Here is a 20,327-nt window from a genome sequence, read left to right on the forward strand (position 1 = left end):
AAATATGTTTATTATTTTTGGAACTCGCGGAAGAGAAGTTAACGAACATAGTGGACAATTTAATTGCCCAAATTGTTGTTCACAACAAAATATTACTAACGACGAAAAACAACAAAAATATACGCAGGTAAAAGTAGCTAAGTATTTTACACTGTTTTTTATTCCTATTTTCAGTTACGAAACATTAGGGCGTTATATAAAGTGTAATGAGTGCAATAGTGATTATAATGAAAAAGTGCTCGAATATGTGCCGCCAACATTTGAAGAACAAGTTGCATCATATGTTGAACAAGAGTTAAAAAGCGGAACACCTATTTCAATGCTGGTCAATAAATTAAAGGCACAAGGATTTGATGAAAAACAATCAATAAATGCAGTAGATAATGTTGTTAACGGAAACATTGTTTCTTGTCATCAATGTAAAATGGATTTTTTTAAAGGCGTTGAAAAATGTTCTTTATGTGAACAGCGTCTTAGTAATTAAAACTAATTGATTAGAGGTTTTATCTTTGAATATTACGACACATGAAACCATGCTTGAACCAGCTGATAATCAGCGGCTCAATAGTCTTTGTGGTCCTTATAATGACAATATTAAACAACTTGAGCGTCGATTAGGTATTGAAATTAATCACCGTGGGAATTTATTTGCAATAACTGGTGATAGAATTTGTGTGCAAGCGACTGTCGATATTTTGCAGTCTCTTTATAAACAAACCAAAATAAAAGATAAAACGGTTGACATTGAACCCGAACAAATTCATTTAGCAATAAAAGAAACAGGTGCGCTTGAAAAGGTCAGTGAACACTTACCTGCTTATATCGATCATCAAGGCGGAAAATTAGTAACGATTAAAACTAAACGAGGTTTGATAAAACCCCGAACCGCGAACCAAGCACAATATATTGCGCATGTTTTAGATTATGATATTTCATTTGGCATTGGACCTGCTGGAACAGGTAAAACCTATTTAGCAGTAGCTGCCGCAGTTGATGCGCTTGAAAAGCAACAAATTCGCCGTGTTGTATTAACTCGACCTGCTGTTGAAGCAGGTGAAAAATTGGGCTTTTTACCTGGTGATTTAAGCCAAAAAGTGGATCCTTACTTACGTCCACTTTATGATGCCTTATTTGAAATGCTCGGCTTTGAAAAAGTCGAAAAATTAATTGAAAAAAGTGTGATTGAAGTGGCACCACTCGCCTATATGCGTGGGCGAACGCTAAATGATGCGTTTATTATTCTTGATGAAAGCCAAAATACGACTATTGAACAGATGAAAATGTTTTTAACCCGTATTGGCTTTAATTCAAAAGCGGTCATCACTGGCGATATCACCCAAATTGATTTACCTCGTCATCAAAAATCGGGTTTACGTCATGCTATTGAAGTACTCAGCCAAGTTGAAGAAATTAGCTTTAATTTTTTCAATAGTGAAGATGTGGTGCGTCATCCAGTGGTTGCTAGAATTGTTAACGCTTATGAAAAATGGGAAGAACAGCAACATAAGCCACAAACAGAAAAAAGTATTTAGAGGAGCTCTATTATCTCTATATCAAGTAAAAAAAAGAGAACGAACATTCGAGATCATTCAGCAGAAGCAACGTTGTTTTTTCGCAGAGCGTTATTTTCATTTGTAGTTATTATTATTTTAATTATTATTTTGCTGGTTAACCTTTCGGGGTTACAGATTTTGAATTACAGTTATTACAGCACAAAATCCAATGATAATCGCATTGAAATTATTCCTATTCCACCTAATCGCGGCATGATTTATGATCGTAATGGTACCCCATTAGCCATTAATAATATTACATATCAATTAAATATCATTCCCGATAAGATAAAAAATCTAAATGAACAATTTGAACAGTTAAAAAGTATCGTCGATTTAACTGATGAAGATATTGAAAATTTCCAAAAAGAACGTCGTAATTATAAAGCGCACAGGCCTGTTCCATTAAAAGATAATTTGACCGAACAACAAATTGCTCGTTTTGTTGTTGATCAGCATCGGTTTCCATATGTTTCAATCGCCGATATACAGCATCGCTACTACCCTTATGGTGCATCTCTTACTCATATTCTTGGCTATATTTCTAAAATTAACAGCCAAGATAAACAGCGTTTAGATGATGAAAATAAAACCAGTGATTACGTGGCAACGTTTAATATCGGCAAAATGGGAATAGAAAGGTATTACGAAGACGTATTACACGGAACGCCGGGTTATGAAAAGGTTGAAGTCAACAGCCGAGGGCGTATTGTCCGACAACTTAACCAGCATCCACCGAAAGCAGGCGAGGATATCTATTTATCTATTAACCTTAAATTGCAGCTTTATATTGAGCAATTACTCGCTGGACGTAAAGCAGCCGTAGTTGCTATTGATCCGAATAATGGTGAGATTTTAGCCTTGGTTTCTAGCCCAAGCTATGATTCCAATCCATTTGTAGGCGGAATATCAAGTAGTAAATATAGCGAATTGCTTAAAGATCCAAATAAGCCTCTTTTTAATCGGGCTTTACTGGGCGCTTATCCGCCTGCTTCGACAGTGAAACCTTTTATTTCTATTGCGGCTTTAAGTGAAGGTGTTATTTCACCAAAAAGTGTGGTTAACGATCCCGGTTGGTGGCAATTACCTGGTACTGAACGACGTTATCGAGACTGGCTTAAATGGGGGCATGGTCGCGTTGATGTATTAAGAGCGATTGAAGAATCAGTTGATACCTACTTTTATCAAGTTGCCTATGATATGGGGATTGATCGCTTAAATTTATGGATGACTAAATTTGGTTATGGTGAGCGAACAGGTATTGATATATCACCAAACGAAGAAACTCGTGCGGTTATGCCGAGCCGTGAATGGAAAATGAAGCGCCATAAAAAGTCTTGGTTACAAGGCGATACCATTCCAGTTGGTATCGGTCAAGGTTATTGGACGGCAACCCCAATCCAAATGGCAAAAGCATTAACGACCTTGATCAATAATGGTAAAACTTACACACCACATTTTTTATTATATAAAAAGAGTGATATTTTAAATTCAAATGAACATCAACCAATAGTTAATCCTGAAAATTATATCGAAACAAATAGCTTAGTTGATGTCAACCCAACTTATTGGTCACTTGCTAAAGAAGGTATGAACCGTGTCATGTTTGGATCACGAGGAACGGCACGTAAGATTTATGCTGATGCAAAATATCAGGCAGCAGGTAAATCAGGTACCGCACAAGTTTACGGTTTGAAACAAGATGAAATCTATAATGCGCATAAGATCCCTGAGCATTTACGCGATCACGCATTATTTATTGCCTATGCCCCTTACGATAAGCCAAAAATTGCATTAGCCATTGTTTTAGAAAATGGTGGGGGCGGAAGCTCAAACGGTGGTGCGGTAGCGCGTAAAATCTTAGATTTTTACCTTATTGGTAATAATTCAACAGAGCTAGATGAACTATCATCCAATACAGGAATAGAGGACTAATGATGAATAATATCAAAAAGAGTTTTTGGCAAAAAATACATATTGATCCCCTGTTCTTTTTATTTATTACATTATTGCTTGCTTATAGCCTTTATATTCTTTGGAGTGCAACTGGGCAAAGTATTGATATGATACAAAAGCGAGTAATACAAATATTGCTTGGATTTATTGTAATGATTGTACTAGCTCAGTTTTCACCCAGAACCTATGAAAAGTGGGCACCATATCTATATGTCGTTTGTATTTTGATTCTATTATTAGTGGATATTTTTGGTTATACCAGTAAAGGCGCACAACGTTGGTTAGATTTAGGTATTTTGCGGTTTCAACCTTCCGAAATAGCCAAAATAGCGGTGCCATTAATGGTTGCCAAATTTATTCATCGTGACGGATGTCCGCCACCATTAAACACCACCTTACAAACACTTGCTATTATTGGCGTACCGACGTTACTTGTTGCGATGCAGCCCGATTTAGGTACCGCAATTTTGATTGTCATGTCAGGCATTTTTATTATCTTTTTAGCGGGCATGAACTGGCGCTATATTCTTGTTGCGCTCATTTTAATAGCAATATTTTTACCGATTATGTGGTTCTTTTTAATGCATGATTATCAACAAAAACGCGTATTAATGCTGATCAACCCTGAGCTTGATCCAAGTGGGGCTGGCTATCATATTATTCAATCGAAAATAGCAATTGGATCGGGCGGTATATGGGGTAAAGGTTGGCTTGAAGGTACACAATCGCAACTTGAATTTTTACCTGAGAGGCATACCGATTTTATCTTTTCAGTTATTGCTGAAGAGTTTGGTTTTGTTGGATCTATCGTTTTACTGATCCTATTTTTATGCTTAATTGTGCGCGGGCTGATTATTGCTACGCAAGCCCAAACCACATTTGGGCGAATCTTATCGGGTGGGCTAATTTTAGTGTTTTTTGTTTATGTGTTTATTAATATAGGTATGGTCAGTGGAATCTTACCTGTAGTTGGTGTACCATTACCACTCATAAGCTATGGGGGCTCATCTTTAGTCGTATTAATGGCAAGTTTTGGCATTATGATGTCTATTCACACACATCGATATATGTTATCTAAAAATATTTAACGGAATTTAAATAAATGACAAAGAAATTTAAATTATCTTTTGCTTTTTTCGTGCTTACAGTTTGTTCATCAGCATCGGCCGAAATGGCATTTCCTATTCCAGCTATTCCACAGTTAGATGCTGAATCTTATATTTTAATCGATGCAAAATCAGGTGAAATTTTAGCGCAATATAATGCTGAACAGCAGCGCGATCCGGCAAGTCTAACAAAAATGATGACCAGCTATGTGGTGGGTCAAGCGCTACAGACAGGGCGCATTAAAAATGATGATATGGTTGTGGTTAGCAAAGACGCATGGGCGACAGGTAACCCTGTGTTAAAAGGGTCATCATTAATGTTTTTAGAAGTCGGTAAAACGGTATCGGTTTCTGATCTTAACAAAGGCATCATTATCCAATCTGGTAACGATGCGTGTATTGCAATGGCAGAGCATGTTGCTGGCAGCCAAGGTGCTTTTGTTAATTTAATGAATGATTACGCCAAAAAAATTGGACTAAATCATACCCATTTTGAAACTGTACACGGACTTGATGCCCCAGGCCAATATACAACAGCCAAAGATATGGCCTTTTTAGGACAAGCATTAATTCGTGATTTACCTGAAGAATATTCCATTTATAAACAAAAAGAATTTACCTATACCCTATCAAAACCCCAACTTAATCGAAATGGCTTACTTTGGGATACTACATTAAATGTAGATGGCATTAAAACAGGCCACACCAATGCAGCAGGTTACAATTTAGTTGCTTCAGCGGTTGATGGCAATACTCGTTTAATTTCAGCGGTACTGGGTGGTCGAACCTTTAAAGGTCGTGAAGAAGAAAGTAAAAAGTTATTAGTCTGGGGATTTCGCTTTTTTGAAACCGCAAACCCTATAAAAGCAGGTACGCCATTAGCGACCGAAACGGTTTGGTATGGTGACGAAAATAAAGTTCAATTAGGTGCGATTAATGGATCTTATATTACTGTACCAAAAGGCCGCTCTGCAGATGTGCAAGTTGAATATAAAATTGATGATTATATTTATGCCCCAATAACTAAAGGTACTACAGTGGGTAAAATGCAGTTTCTATTAGATGGTAAAGTGATTAGCGAACAACCTCTGGTTACTTTACAAAACATCGAAGAAACAGGATTTTTCGGTGGTATATGGGATTGGATCTGCCTACAATGTCATAAGTTATTCAGCTAGTTTTTATTATCATTGTTCTGTAAGCGTCTGCTTACAGAACAACCTACCCCCCTCAAAAATAATCTAATATAAAAAATCACTACTCAAAAACCGCCATAAAAAATATTGATTTTATTTATTTTTGTTAAACAAGCAATGAAAGCTTAATAAAGCTTACCTACATATAAATAACGATAATTAGCTTTGCTAACAGCTAATAAATACAAATAAAGCTGGCAATCTTATACTATTTATGGTATAAAACGCGCGCTATATTTCATATTATTTTTTTGTAAAAGTAATGATGAATAAAAGCATTAAATTTAATGATTAATTAACGTTATAACACACACATATCATTACACTTTTCCGGGGTGCCTTTTACCTTGTGTAATTAGGTCGGTTAAAGCGGATATGTGGAGGCATAACCCCAACGTCAAAATGAGGAAATCATGACTACAGTATCAATGCGCGATATGTTGCAAGCGGGTGTACACTTTGGACACCAAACTCGTTATTGGAACCCAAAAATGAAACCATTTATTTTTGGTGCACGCAACAAAGTTCATATTATCAATCTTGAAAAAACAGTACCATTGTTCAACGAAGCATTAGCTGAATTAAACAAGGTTGCCGCTCGTAAAGGTAAAATTTTATTTGTTGGTACAAAGCGTGCAGCTAGCGAAGCAATCAAACAAGCAGCTGAAAGTTGTGGACAATACTACGTTAATCACCGTTGGTTAGGTGGTATGTTGACTAACTGGAAAACAGTACGTCAATCAATTAAACGTCTAAAAGATTTAGAAACACAAGCTAGTGATGGCACATTTGATAAATTAACCAAAAAAGAAGCACTTATGCGTGCTCGTGAAATGGCTAAATTAGAAAATAGCTTGGGCGGAATTAAAAATATGGGTGGCTTACCTGATGTGATCTTTGTGATTGGTGCAGACCACGAACATATCGCTATCAAAGAAGCTAACAATTTAGGTATTCCAGTCATTGCTATTGTTGATACTAACTCAGATCCTGATGGAATTGATTACATCGTACCAGGTAATGATGATGCAATCCGTGCAATTCAATTATATGCTAATGCAGTTGCTGAAGCAGTACGTTCTGGTCGTGAGCAAAACCAATCTCCAGTATCTGAAGAAAGCTTCGTAGAAGAAGCTCCAGCAGCAGAGTAATAAACTCAAATATTTTCAGGGTTGATATTTAGTAATATCGACCCATTCTAATGAAAATCATCACAATGGTTAAATAGAGGATTAAAAAATGGCTGAAGTTACCGCTTCTATGGTAAAAGAACTGCGCGAAAGAACTGGCGCAGGTATGATGGAATGTAAAAAGGCATTAGTTGAAGCTAATGGCGATATCGAACTTGCAATTGACAACATGCGTAAATCAGGTCAAGCAAAAGCCGCTAAAAAAGCGGGTCGTGTTGCGGCTGAAGGTGTTATTATTTCTAAAATCTCTGCGGATAAAAAATTTGGTATTATCTTAGAAGTAAACTGCGAAACAGACTTTGTTGCGAAAGATGCAGGCTTCTTAGCATTTAGTGATAAAGTTGCTGAAGCAGCATTAACTGAACGCACTAGTGATATTGCTGCACTGCAAGCTAAATTTGAAGAAGAGCGCACAGCTTTAGTTGCTAAAATTGGTGAAAACATCGGTATTCGTCGCGTTGCACAAATTGCTGGTGATGTTGTCGGTAGTTACCAACACGGTGCGCGTATTGGTGTATTAGTTGCAGCTAATGGCGCTGATGATGAATTAGTTAAACATATTGCAATGCACATTGCTGCAAGCAAACCAGAATATGTTGATCCAAGCAATGTTCCAGCTGATGTTGTTGAACATGAACGTAACATTCAAATCGATATCGCAATGAAATCAGGTAAACCACGTGAAATCGCTGAAAAAATGGTTGCAGGCCGTATGCGTAAATTCACAGGTGAAGTATCACTAACAGGTCAACCATTTGTTATGGATCCTTCTAAAACAGTTGGCGAATTATTAAAAGAAAAGAGCGCAGCAGTTGCTTCATTCATCCGTTTTGAAGTGGGTGAAGGTATTGAAAAAGTCGAAGTTGACTTTGCAGCTGAAGTTGCTGCAATATCGAAACAATCTTAATTGTTTCATAAAAACCGCCGTTAAGGCGGTTTTGTTTATCTACAAAATATTTTAAAATTACTGCAGGTTAATTTTTTAGCTTCTTGAGTAATTAAACAACGAAATAGTGAGACTTCAATATGGTGACCCCTTTCTATAAACGTATTCTTCTTAAACTCAGTGGCGAAGCACTACAAGGTGACGAAGGTTTTGGTATTGATGCAACCGTTCTAGATCGCATGGCGCAAGAAATCAAAGAACTGATTGAAATGAATGTTCAAGTCGCTGTTGTTATTGGGGGTGGTAATCTATTTCGGGGTGCAGGGCTTGCTAAAGCGGGAATGAACCGCGTTGTTGGCGATCATATGGGAATGCTAGCAACTGTAATGAATGGTCTTGCGATGCGAGATGCGTTACACCGAATTGAAGTTAATGCCCGTTTAATGTCAGCCATTCCATTAAATGGTGTATGTGATGATTATCGCTGGACCGAAGCGATTAGCTTGCTCCGTCATGGTAGAGTGGTTATCTTGTCTGCTGGTACAGGCAATCCCTTTTTCACCACCGATTCAGCAGCTTGTTTACGCGGTATTGAAATTGAAGCTGATGTTGTTTTAAAAGCCACCAAAGTTGATGGTGTTTATTCAGCCGATCCTGTTAAAGATCCAACAGCAACACTTTATAAAACATTAAGTTATGATAAAGTACTTGATGATGAACTTAAAGTGATGGATTTAGCTGCATTCACATTAGCAAGAGATCATAATCTACCCATTTGTGTCTTTAATATGAATAAACCTGGTGCATTGCGTCGCGTTATTTTAGGTGAACAAGAAGGGACATTAATTAATAACAAAGCAACAGTAACCATTTAATTATCTTTATTTTAAATAAGGCTTTTATTATGTTAAACGAGATTCAAAAAGAAGCGCAAACGCGCATGGAAAAAAGCATTGATGCGTTTCAAAATCATATTTCTAAAGTTCGAACAGGTCGTGCATCACCAAGCTTATTAGATGGTATTATGGTTGAATATTACGGCAGCCCAACGCCACTTCGTCAACTAGCTAACATTGTTGCTGAAGATGCAAGAACGCTAGCTATCACAGTATTTGATAAATCATTAACTCCTGCTATTGAAAAAGCAATTTTAACGTCTGATTTAGGGTTAAACCCAGCATCAGCAGGTACCGTTATTCGTGTACCATTGCCACCATTAACAGAAGAACGCCGTCGTGATTTAACTAAAATTGTTCGTAACGAAGCGGAACAAGGTCGAGTATCTATCCGTAATATTCGCCGTGATGCCAACGATCAAATAAAAGCGTTACTAAAAGATAAAGAAATTTCAGAAGATGATGAGCGTAAAGCACAAGATTTAATCCAAAAAGCGACAGATGCCGCAATTAAAAAATTAGATGCAGTGCTTGCCGATAAAGAAAAAGAGTTAATGGAATTCTAATTCTTCTACTTTTTCCCTTTCCTTCCAAACGCTCTGTTTTATAAAGCAGAGCGTTTTTTTCCATTGAAAACTAATTTTTATACTGAAACCTATTTTAGGTTGGAAAATACCAAATAAGTAATCTAAATTTTTATTGGTTAGATAGGAAAAATCTTTTTCTTGTTAATCATAAGCAATAATTTATAATGATTAATTACTGGACGTCCGATATTACTATCGCTTAGTGATTTTATGTATTATTCAATTCTGTATAAGGATTATCAACGATGGCAAAATCTAATGTACCTGCAACAAAAGGCACAATGATATTAGATAAGCTAATACAGATTCTTTTTTCTGAACGAATTTTCGAAGGTTGTGAAGAATTTGAGTTTCGTAAAGATTTGAAGCCTTTTCCTCAAGGAGACTTAATTGGGGATCAATTGTGGGCATTTTTTTATGCTTGTAAGGGAGATGTTTCAGCTGCATTATCGCTATTTGAAAAATCTTTTTCTTATAATGAACCCTATTTTATGATGAATTATATAACCTATTTATTTAATATAGGTTTCATTAAAAAACATATTGCAGAAATTATTAGAGCAAATAATCAAATTTCAAATAACTCTAATTTTTTAATATATTTGTTTGATGCATATTTATGGAATGGTAATTTTGAGGGAATTAATAAAGTATATCAAGAACTTGATAAATTAAATAAAAAAGATGTTATTTCTGAGTTATCTCAACGCCTTGATTCATTGCGTCAATTTCAAAGTAATTTAAAATTGAGTGATGAAAATATGCAATTTTTACTTAAAACTTTTCTTGATATAGCAGATACCTATCGGTTATCACATTCTCAAATCTGTTGTGAGTATTATCCTGACGATGATATTAATATTATGATACTAACAACCAACGAAACTGATTTTGTACGTTTGGCTAAAATAGATGGTGAGTTGGCTGATAAAATTGCTGAAAATGAACTCCTTCATGATAAGGCTTTCGGCGTCTCTATTCGTTATCTAAAATCAGAATATCAAGTTATTACTTAGGGGGTTGAAAGGAAGTGCCAGTAAACTGTAAAGACTTTCTCTCTTTTGCTGAAGATTCATTAAAACGGAATGATGAAATTGGTTATCGTAATGCAATTGCTAGAGCGTATTATAGTTGTTACCACGCTATCTTATCTTCAATCAATTTTAGATTACCTAAAGATGAACCTTCTCATAAAAGTGTGACCGATTATTTAGCTGCTCCGGGTAAAGATGAAGCCATTCCAAGAATGAAATTAATTTCTTTAAGGGCAAGATTGTTAGAACAAAAAGCACTTAGAATTAAATGTGATTACCATTTACAAGAAACATTAGACAAAAAAGAAGCCGAACTTAGTATAGCTAAAGCTAGAAAATTTATACAAGATATAGAAGAAGTTATACCTTTATCAAACGATTCAGCGCCAAACTCTTAACTATTAATACCTTTAAAAATAGTCCATTTAAAACAATAGAAAGTCCCCCAATGATAACGGTAAAAAAGCATTTAAAAATGTAAGATAGACAGATGTAATTAACTATTATTCAACAAAAAACAAACTAAATATCCTCAACAAAACGGGCTTATACCCCATGCCTTTAAGGCATATATAACTATAAAATATAAGTATTTTACATAGATTGATGAAGTGCCTATACTTTTTTGAAGTTAGCTATTTAAACTATTTCTGCTTGTGTTATCCACTCTGATCTTATCTATATAGATAAGTTGGTTTTTGGTTTAGAGGCATTTTACTGGCCAAGGTTTCAACGTTAATGCCGCTATGGAGCTAGTTGAATAAAAGGTACTTTATGTAATGAAAACACTATTATCGTGTCAGGGAGAACCAGAAAAAACATCCCATTGGTCTGCTGTTTTTTCATTATTTATGGGGGTAACCAGTCTTATTGTGGCTGAGTTTATTCCTATTAGTTTGTTAACGCCTATTGCACAAACATTAAATATTACTGAAGGAATGGCAGGGCAAACGGTCACTGCTGTGGGTATTTTTGCTGTTATTGCAAGTTTGACATTGGCGCCATTAACAAAAAAAATAAATAGACGGTTAGTATTATTAACGCTCTCTATTTTATTGGTGATTGCTAATATATTGGTCGCATTTACCCCTAATTATATCATTCTATTGATAGGGCGCTGCATATTGGGGATATGTGTTGGTGGCTTTTGGTCTATGGCTTCAGCGGTAACGCTACAACTTGTACCGGCAAAAGATATATCTCGTGCATTAAGCATTATCTATGCTGGTGTTTCAGTGGCAACGATTATTTCGCTACCATTAGCAAGCTATTTAGGCAATCTGATTGGTTGGCGAAATATCTTTTTGTTATCGGCATTACTGGGGGTTATTGCCTTTATTTGGCAATTTATAGCATTGCCTACTTTACCTGCACAGCAAGGTAATAGTTTTAACAATATGTTTTTTCTCTTAAAACAAAGCTGGATAACGATAGGAATAGTAGCCACGATATTTAGTTATGGGGGATATCATATATTTTTCACATACTTAAGACCATTTTTAGAACATAATCTTGCCTTACAAACAAATACTCTCTCTACACTTTTACTTCTATTTGGCATTGCTAATTGTATTGGTACCGTTATTGCCGGTTTTGTGATGGGTAAACAATTTAAAATAACGATGATAGTTGTTCATTTTATTTTATTGATGCTTGCTATTATTTTAATGTTTATCAATAAAAATATAACATTCAATATGTTAATCGTTATTGTTTGGGGGTTGATGTTTGGTTTTATTCCGGTAGGTTGGTCTACTTGGATTGTACGTACACTTGCCGATAAAGCCGAAATGATGGGCGGATTATCTGTTGCGGCGATTCAATTTTCTATCGGATTGGCAGCGGCAATGGGAGGCATCATCTTTGATCATAAGGGGATGCAAGGTATATTTTTTAGTTCTGCGCTAATTTTTTTATGTGCCTTGATATTAATTAAACTCAGCTTTTGGTTATTTACTCGTGTAACAGGACATCCTATTGCATAGTAATATTTTTTGCAATTGATTGAAAATATTAAATTAAAATTCACTTATTAAAAGGATCACATTAATGAAAAAGGTTTTATTTTATTTCAAAGATAGTACTGCTTTAATCGTCTTTTTAAGTCTTTTTGGGTTATTTTTATCACCATCAGTAATGGGAGCCGATATGTCTAACAATGCGAATAATTTTTATCAAAGCGATAATGTCACTATGCAAAAAGTTAGTTTTCTAAATCAATATAAAATGAGCGTGGTTGGAAATTTATTTATGCCTAAAACGCTTGATCCAAAAAATAAATATCCAGCCATTATTGTTGGACATCCAATGGGTGCGGTTAAAGAACAAAGTGCCAATTTATATGCGACTAAAATGGCTGAACAAGGCTTTATTACATTAGCCATTGACTTATCTTTTTGGGGCGAGAGTGAGGGGCAGCCGCGTAATGTTGTATTGCCCGATATATATGCAGAAGATTTCAGTGCTGCAGTTGATTATTTAGGTACTCAAACTTTTGTGGATCGTCACAATATTGGCGTAATTGGTGTTTGTGGTAGTGGTAGTTTTGTTATTAGTGCCGCTAAAATTGATCCACGTTTAAAAGCTATTGCAACGGTAAGTATGTACGATATGGGTTCGGCCAATCGCCATGCTCTTCACCATTCGTTAACACTTGAACAGCGAAAACAGATCACTAAACAGGCGGCAGAACAACGTTATGTTGAATTTACCGGTGGTCAGACATTATATACAAGTGGTACGGTCAATAAAGGGCAACTCAAACCAGAAGATGGTCCAATTGCCCATGAATTTTACGATTTTTATCGTACGCCTCGTGGTGAATATACGCCAGCCAGTTCAACGCCAGAACTAACGACTCACCCAACATTAACCAGTAATGTAAAATTTATGAACTTCTATCCATTTAACGATATTGAAACCATTTCACCACGACCAATGTTATTTATCACAGGTGATCAGGCTCATTCTAAAGAGTTCAGTGAAGATGCTTATAATCGCGCAATAGAGCCGAAAGAACTCTATTATGTAAAAGGAGCTGGGCATGTTGATCTTTATGATCGAATCGATTTAATCCCTTTTGATAAATTAACAACCTTTTTTAAAACGCATTTAAAATAGCCATTAATTTTTAATGAAATGTTGTCCCATAGCAAAGGGAGTAAGAATTTACGAAGCTCCCTTGCTTTTGCTCATCATTATAACATAGCAGATGAATATCAAAAATGTTCTTTTAGCTGTTTTAAAAACAGTTCAGCAACTTTAGAAAATACATGATATTTTTTCCAGACAATATTCACATCTACTTTCAATTTTGGATATAAAGGTCTAAAACAAAGCGGGTTATTGCCTGTTGTATTAATCAGTTTATCTAAACACAAGGCATATCCGATATGTTGTTCAACCATTAATGCGGCATTAAATATTAAGTTATATGTTGCAATAATATTTAATTTGTCATAGTTTCGTTTAAACCATTGTTCAATGCTATCACTAACATATTTTTGTTGGGAAACAATCAGTGGTAATGACCATAAATCAGATGGAGAAATGACCTCAAGGTTTGCCAACGCACAATCTTTTCTCATTAATACTCCCCATGTATCTTGTTGAGGAAGGCACAATGATTCATATTTTGTTAGATGAGTCGGTTCAATTAACACACCAAAATCAAGTAATCCCTTATCAATACGTTCGGTGACATCATTTGCATTACCACTATAAATATGGATGCGGATGTGTGGGTAAACCTCTTGCATTGATTTAATCACATTCACTACCAACTTCATTGCATCGGTTTCACCACAACCAATATAAATATCACCACTAATACTTTCGGTGGGTGCTTGAAACTCTTCTTCTGTTTTATGCACAAGTTCCAGTATTTCCTCGGCACGTTTACGTAATCGTATTCCTTCATCGGTCAAGGTAATTCGCCTACTGCCGCGAATAAATAGGGGGGTGCCAAGCGTTTGTTCTAATTCCATGAGCTGACGAGATAAGGTAGGTTGAGTTAAATGCAAATGGTTAGCGGCAGCGGTAATACTTTCTTCCTTAGCAAGCGCAAGAAAATAACGTAAAATTTTTATATCTATCATTTTCTTTTCCCATCATTCTTGTTTAACAATTATTTGATTTTTATGTTTAAAATATGTATGTCAGAAAATGACGTGTGTTTACTTTTCATTATTAACATAATCTTTTAAAAATCATCAGATGTTTTATCACAAATCACCTAAGTTGGATAGGTTACTCTTTGTTACCACTCGGTATTGCCGAGCGAGTTAATTGGCATAGAACATTTGGCAAAAGTCAAATAAGCTTTGGACTTACACAGATAAGTGTTTCAGGTGGTTTTTTAAATGCCAATTAGTAAATGAAACGGAGGCAATAAATAAAAAAACATATAAAATCAATATGTTGATTAAATTGTTGATGGTTTTTTGTTAAAAATCGGTCAGAAAACGTGCTGATTTTATTAAAGTTTTTATTCGGTGTTTTTTATTCAAAAAACATTCTCCACAACACGCCACCAAAAGCTTAACTTTACTCACTTAACAAATCTTTACAAAATTTTAACAAAAAAACTAGCGCATTCTTAATCATCCAGTTACAATCTAAAATCCTTCAAAGCAAGGGAAAGCTCATTAGTTGAGTGGTTAATTATAAAGAAACAAAAAACAAGTAATTACTTGACGGGATAATCGAAATGCGTTACCATGTATGGCATCTTGCCTGCCAAATCTACGATATAAATTTTTTTCAATTTCATCATAGTCAGAAACAGACACAATTCTTATTTTTATCACCTAAGTCATTTTGCGTAGCGAAGCTGTGTTTATCGGCAGGACTGTCGTTGAGGTCTAGGTTTAAGTTTAAGCCTTTATCGTTATTATCAAGGTATTCATTGGTCTTTGCACCGTTGTTGTTATTGCCGTGTTCGTTTGATACACAAGCGTTATCGGCGCAAACCACAAAGGCAATTGCGGGCAGTGCGCCTTATTTAACGTTTGATGGAGGTCGAACTAAGGTAACTTCAAATGATGATTTATTGAATATTATTTTGCCGGATGGTACAAAGGTCACCCCTTCATCCAATACTTCAAGTGCAACAAATCCGATACTGATAAGGAATGGAAGTACTTTTGATGATATACACATGGTGCTGCCGCTAGGGGCAAACACAGTGAGTTTAAGCGACTTAATTACTCAAGGCAATTGGGGGGATGATGATGGTGATGGTCAGGGTACTAATGGTGTTACGGCAACAGGGAGTATATCGGTGAGTTTTACTGATAAGAATGGCAGTACAGTAAGTCGTAGCGATACATTAGATATATGTAGTGCACCTTATAAGGTAATATTACGTAGTACAAATGGTAATTTAACTACTCAGTATGGTATACCGAATAGTAGGCTTTTCAGAGGTAGTGGGGTAACGTATTATATCAATCCAAATTCACCGCCTAAAGTTTGTTACGCAAGGCCGAATCTTGATGAACGCAATGGTACAGCTAACATGTGGAAGGGTTCTAAGGGTTTTTTAGTTCAGTCAACACGTTTGTCATCTTATGGACTTAATTTCCCTACTACGGGTGCCGATGGATTGTTTTTTGATTTAGATATAGTTGGGGGTGATGCAAGTCAGTTGACTTGGTCTTCGGTTCCTCATGGTGATATAACTGCTACTGTCACATGGGTAAAACCAAACGATAATGATACATGGATTTCTGATAGATCCCAATATGTAACACGGGTAACGTTAAGAGGCCCTAGGGCGGATAGCGCTCAGATACAGTCAGATAGTCCTAGTCCACTTCGTAAACCTATTTTACCGCAGCTCATTGAATTAGAGGGTAGGGATAAAAGTGGTAATGTGGTGAAGTATGGTTTTGTATTGCAGAAGTGGTTTGTCAATCGAGGGAATTATAAGGATACTCCTTCAGGTCAAACTACATGGTGTAGTAGTTTGGGCTATCGTCTGTCTAGGATAAGGGATTTAACCAATGCAAAATGTGGTGTACGGGCGGATGATGGGTTTCCATGTGTAGATGGGATAGATAGCGCCACGCCGTCGTCAGGTACTACGAATTACCAGCGTCATATAGGTGCAGGGTTTTTCACGGAGTGGGGCAGCATGGGCAATTACGCCGATGCGGGCTTCCGCATTTTTACTGGCTACTGGACGAGTGATGCAATATACGACACTAATTTTGATGTCAACTCGAGTAATGGTTACGTCTACAGATACCGCGGCGGCAAACATCCTGCTGTTTGTACTACTCCTTAGTTAGGGGGTGGAGGGCGCTTATGGAGCAAATAGAGGGTAATATAACAAAGAAACAAGCCTTCGCGCAGTTTAGGCTTCCCATTAGCTTGCGCTTGTTGCCACTGAAAGAAATATAATTTCCTATATTAATAACAACGTGCACAAAAATAAGCATAGGGCTCTTTTAAAAATCCCTCAAGCGAGGGATTGATTTCGATTAATGGATTAAGCTATCAAGTGGGATATTAAACAGATGATTAAATCTTTTAATCACTGGTCGCGTTAATTTACGTTTGTCGTTTAATCTTTCATAAACTTGATTCGGTCATCCAATTGCTTGGGAAAGGTCTTTTACCGTTAGGTCTTGTTGTTCCATTCTAAATTTAATTGCTACCACGGCTGTGGGTGGCTCAATGTGGTAATTTTCATTTTCGTATTCTAACATTGTATCACAGACAAGCGATATGGCGCTTATATCATAAAGAACAGATAACCGTTATTCAATTTGGTTAAATGTTTATGGTCAGTCGTCCGACCATTTATAAAGTGCTAAAGAAAGTCAGGTTGAAGCTATTTATTCCTTTAGCTAGTAAGAATGAACGTTCCAAGGTTATTTTGTTTGTCTTATTCCTGCATCAGAGTGCGCCGATAACTAAGTGAGGTCAGCATGCCAAACAGGAATGTTTGACGAGGCGTTGACATGAATGTTATTTCTTTCACAAAAAGTCTAAAACATCTAAAATCCAACTGTTTTCCAATGACCTCTACCACAAGTCTTAAAATCACACGCGACTTTTTAAACACTATTTTTATCTGTACTATTTCAAATAATTACGCCATAATGTTATAAAAATAACAGTACTTGGCTATATTTGTTATTTTTATAACATCTCTATTTATTTGCAGACTAACAATATTTAATTAAACATTATTACAAAGACATTTTAAGGATCTCGTTATGAGTTATGCAAAGTATATTGATCATACTTTACTCGCAATGAATGCGACGGAAGATCAAATTCGTAAGCTTTGTGATGAAGCTAAGGAATATCATTTTTATTCGGTTTGTGTAAATTCAGGCTATGTGCCTTTAGCGGCAAGTTTACTTAACGGTAGTGATGTAAAAGTGTGTGCGGTGGTTGGCTTTCCACTTGGTGCTATGCTGACTAGCGCTAAAGCGTTTGAAACCGAAATGGCGGTTAAAGCTGGCGCACAAGAAATCGATATGGTTATTAATGTAGGTTGGTTAAAAAGCAATGATTTTGATGCCGTTAAACAGGATATCGAAGCGGTGTTTAAAGCTTGTGGCGTTGTGCCATTAAAAGTCATTTTAGAAACCTGTTTATTAACCAAAGAAGAAATTGTTAAAGTTTGTACAATTTGTAAAGAAATTGGCGTTGCATTTGTGAAAACTTCAACCGGCTTTAGCGTGTCGGGTGCAACTGTTGAGGATGTTAAATTAATGCGTGATACTGTAGGTAAAGAGATGGGCGTTAAAGCATCGGGCGGTATTCGCGATCGTGCAACTGCTGAAAAAATGATTCAAGCAGGTGCAACGCGTTTAGGTGCAAGCGCAGGCATTGCTATTGTATCGGGTGATACCACATCATCAAGCAGTTATTAATCAATAAACTTATCAATAAGCGACTTTATGTCGCTTATTGATATTGATGGAATCTGAATGGAAACGCAATCGCAAAAAAGAATTAATGACCTCATTCAAATTTTAAAAAAAACAGATAAGATTCATTTAAAACAGGCAGCTAAGTTGTTAGCGGTTTCCGAAATGACCATCCGACGAGATTTAAATAACATTCCTACTGCATTAATTGTTTTAGGCGGTTATATTGTCAGTGAAGTTCGTCATCAAGCAACGCAATATTTTGTTTCCGATCAGCAAGATAAACAAGTTAACGAAAAGCTACATATTGCTAAACTAGCTAGCAAACTTGTTTTTGCAAACGATACCGTCTTTTTTGATTGCGGTACCACAATCCCTTTTATCATTGATGCTATTGATGATGAAATAACTTTTACCGCTATCTGCTATTCATTAAACGCATTTTTAGCATTACAAAATAAACCTAATTGTAAGACAATTTTATGTGGTGGTTATTATCAGGTTAATAATGCTATTTTTACCGCTATTGGACAGCATTGCCAATTAAATTCGATTTGCCCAAATAAAGCGTTTATTTCTGCTGCTGGGGTTGATATATCACGAGGCGTCACTTGTTACCATTTTGATGAACTTGATATGAAGTTGCAAGCTATGAAACAATCTGAACAGCGTATTTTGATTGCCGATCATACTAAATTTAGTCAAGTCAAGCCGGCTTTTATTAGTGAATTAACGCTGTTTAATCAAATTATTACCGATAAAGCCCCGACTAAAGAATTTATCTCTTTTTTCAATAACCATAATTTAAAACTAATGTATTAATATGAAAAATATCACAATTTTAGGTTCGACTGGTTCAATTGGTTGCAGTACGCTAGCGGTTATTGCTCAAAATCCTCATTTGTTTAAGGCATATGCCTTAGTGGGTGGCAATAATGTTGCCAAAATGACTGAGCAATGTTTGGCATTTAAGCCTAAATACGTTGCTATGGCAACAGCGCAAGCGGCTAAGGAGCTAAGAGCAAATCTTGTTAATCTAAAATTGGATATTGAAGTGTTAAGCGGTGAACAAGCCATTTGTGATTTAGCGCAGTTGCCCGAAGTCGAGCAAGTGATGGCCGCTATCGTTGGTGCTGCTGGGCTAAAACCAACCCTTGCGGCAATTAAAAAAGGTAAACGTATTTTGCTTGCTAATAAAGAATCACTTGTGACTTGTGGGCATCTGTTTATGCAAGCGGTTAAAGAGTATGGCGCTGAACTGTTGCCTGTGGATAGTGAACATAACGCGATTTTTCAAAGTTTGCCAATGACGGTACAGCATAATTTAGGTTTTGCTAATTTGGCTGAACAGGGTATTACTAAAATAGTTTTAACGGGTTCTGGTGGGCCATTTCGCGATTGGGAAATAGATAAGCTTGCATCGGTTACGCCAGCGCAAGCGGTTGCACATCCTAACTGGTCGATGGGTAAAAAGATTTCTGTGGATTCGGCAACCATGATGAATAAAGGACTTGAGTATATCGAAGCTCGTTGGTTATTTAATGCAAGTGCCGACGAAATGGAAATTATTATTCATCCGCAATCGATTATTCACTCCATGGTACGTTACCAAGATGGTAGTGTGGTGGCAGAACTAGGTGTGCCTGATATGTGTACGCCGATTGCTTATGCTATGTCTTACCCCAAACGGGTTGCTTCAAGTGTACCGCCTTTGGATTTTTGTCAAATTTCGGCTTTAACGTTTACACAGCCTGACTTTAATCGTTATCCTTGTTTAAAATTGGCAATAGAAGCGTCCAATCAAGGGCAAGCTGCCACAACGGCACTTAACGCAGCCAATGAAATTGCGGTAGAAGCATTTTTGCAACATGAAATTGGTTTTATGGATATTGCCAAAAATGTAGCAAAAGTATTAGATCAATTAGCTTTCCCTGAGCCAAGGACAATTGATGAGGTTTTTATGATTGATCAGTGGGCAAGATCGCAATGTGGCGAGCACTAAAGACGATTTGATTTTTATAAACAGTGAATTAA

18 protein-coding genes are annotated in these 20,327 nt (G+C 36.3%); 17 read left to right on the plus strand and 1 reads right to left on the minus strand.

The window, feature by feature from the left end:
* The first annotated feature begins 4 nt into the window (after positions 1–4).
* From ACYIAM_RS10190 to ACYIAM_RS10250, 13 genes are all read left to right on the plus strand, one after another.
* Positions 5–484 carry a zinc ribbon domain-containing protein gene (locus ACYIAM_RS10190; protein WP_483748169.1) on the plus strand — a complete coding sequence of 160 codons (480 nt, stop codon included), beginning with the start codon at positions 5–7 and terminating at the stop codon, positions 482–484.
* A 25-nt stretch (positions 485–509) separates the two neighbouring features.
* The gene (locus ACYIAM_RS10195; protein WP_483748170.1) at positions 510–1,532 is read left to right on the plus strand and encodes a PhoH family protein; all 1,023 of its coding nucleotides are present in this window, start codon (positions 510–512) and stop codon (positions 1,530–1,532) included.
* 18 nt (positions 1,533–1,550) lie between these two features.
* Positions 1,551–3,488 carry a penicillin-binding protein 2 gene (gene mrdA, locus ACYIAM_RS10200; RefSeq protein ID WP_483748189.1) on the plus strand — a complete coding sequence of 646 codons (1,938 nt, stop codon included), beginning with the start codon at positions 1,551–1,553 and terminating at the stop codon, positions 3,486–3,488.
* Positions 3,488–4,597 carry a peptidoglycan glycosyltransferase MrdB gene (gene mrdB / locus ACYIAM_RS10205; RefSeq protein ID WP_174796413.1) on the plus strand — a complete coding sequence of 370 codons (1,110 nt, stop codon included), beginning with the start codon at positions 3,488–3,490 and terminating at the stop codon, positions 4,595–4,597. The genes mrdA and mrdB overlap by 1 nt, the downstream gene beginning before the upstream one ends.
* Before the next feature lie 14 nt (positions 4,598–4,611).
* Positions 4,612–5,793, plus strand: a complete 1,182-nt coding sequence (locus tag ACYIAM_RS10210) for a serine hydrolase (protein ID WP_483748171.1) — start codon at positions 4,612–4,614, stop codon at positions 5,791–5,793.
* 431 nt (positions 5,794–6,224) lie between these two features.
* The gene (gene rpsB / locus ACYIAM_RS10215) at positions 6,225–6,962 is read left to right on the plus strand and encodes a 30S ribosomal protein S2 (RefSeq protein ID WP_065638006.1); all 738 of its coding nucleotides are present in this window, start codon (positions 6,225–6,227) and stop codon (positions 6,960–6,962) included.
* 88 nt (positions 6,963–7,050) lie between these two features.
* Positions 7,051–7,908: a translation elongation factor Ts gene (tsf, locus tag ACYIAM_RS10220; protein ID WP_483748172.1), complete on the plus strand. Its 858-nt coding sequence runs from the start codon at positions 7,051–7,053 to the stop codon at positions 7,906–7,908.
* A 119-nt stretch (positions 7,909–8,027) separates the two neighbouring features.
* Positions 8,028–8,762, plus strand: a complete 735-nt coding sequence (gene pyrH / locus ACYIAM_RS10225) for a UMP kinase (RefSeq protein ID WP_483748173.1) — start codon at positions 8,028–8,030, stop codon at positions 8,760–8,762.
* A gap of 29 nt (positions 8,763–8,791) precedes the next feature.
* Positions 8,792–9,349 (plus strand): ribosome recycling factor, encoded by a 558-nt coding sequence (gene frr / locus ACYIAM_RS10230; RefSeq protein ID WP_065587087.1) that lies wholly within the window; start codon positions 8,792–8,794, stop codon positions 9,347–9,349.
* Positions 9,350–9,615: 266 nt separating this feature from the next.
* Positions 9,616–10,386, plus strand: a complete 771-nt coding sequence (locus ACYIAM_RS10235) for a hypothetical protein (RefSeq protein ID WP_483748174.1) — start codon at positions 9,616–9,618, stop codon at positions 10,384–10,386.
* 14 nt (positions 10,387–10,400) lie between these two features.
* Entirely contained in the window at positions 10,401–10,802 is a 402-nt protein-coding gene (locus ACYIAM_RS10240; protein ID WP_483748175.1) for a HEPN domain-containing protein, read from the plus strand.
* 381 nt (positions 10,803–11,183) lie between these two features.
* A complete protein-coding gene (locus ACYIAM_RS10245) occupies positions 11,184–12,389 on the plus strand; it encodes an MFS transporter (RefSeq protein ID WP_483748176.1) in 1,206 nt (401 codons plus the stop codon).
* Positions 12,390–12,453: 64 nt separating this feature from the next.
* Entirely contained in the window at positions 12,454–13,524 is a 1,071-nt protein-coding gene (locus ACYIAM_RS10250) for an alpha/beta hydrolase (protein ID WP_174796419.1), read from the plus strand.
* A gap of 98 nt (positions 13,525–13,622) precedes the next feature.
* On the opposite strand, the gene ACYIAM_RS10255 is transcribed toward ACYIAM_RS10250, so the two are convergent.
* The gene (locus ACYIAM_RS10255; protein WP_483748190.1) at positions 13,623–14,498 is read right to left on the minus strand and encodes a LysR family transcriptional regulator; all 876 of its coding nucleotides are present in this window, start codon (positions 14,496–14,498) and stop codon (positions 13,623–13,625) included.
* 812 nt (positions 14,499–15,310) lie between these two features.
* Here ACYIAM_RS10255 and ACYIAM_RS10260 point away from each other — a divergent pair.
* From ACYIAM_RS10260 to ispC, 4 genes are all read left to right on the plus strand, one after another.
* Positions 15,311–16,693, plus strand: a complete 1,383-nt coding sequence (locus ACYIAM_RS10260; protein ID WP_483748177.1) for a hypothetical protein — start codon at positions 15,311–15,313, stop codon at positions 16,691–16,693.
* Positions 16,694–17,630: 937 nt separating this feature from the next.
* Complete coding sequence (gene deoC, locus ACYIAM_RS10265; protein ID WP_483748178.1) at positions 17,631–18,296, plus strand: deoxyribose-phosphate aldolase; 666 nt, start codon at positions 17,631–17,633, stop codon at positions 18,294–18,296.
* 57 nt (positions 18,297–18,353) lie between these two features.
* Complete coding sequence (gene deoR / locus ACYIAM_RS10270; RefSeq protein ID WP_483748179.1) at positions 18,354–19,115, plus strand: DNA-binding transcriptional repressor DeoR; 762 nt, start codon at positions 18,354–18,356, stop codon at positions 19,113–19,115.
* A 1-nt stretch (position 19,116) separates the two neighbouring features.
* Positions 19,117–20,295, plus strand: a complete 1,179-nt coding sequence (gene ispC, locus ACYIAM_RS10275; RefSeq protein WP_483748180.1) for a 1-deoxy-D-xylulose-5-phosphate reductoisomerase — start codon at positions 19,117–19,119, stop codon at positions 20,293–20,295.
* The last annotated feature ends 32 nt before the right edge of the window (positions 20,296–20,327 follow it).

Source organism: Gilliamella sp. X-60, from assembly GCF_057063585.1.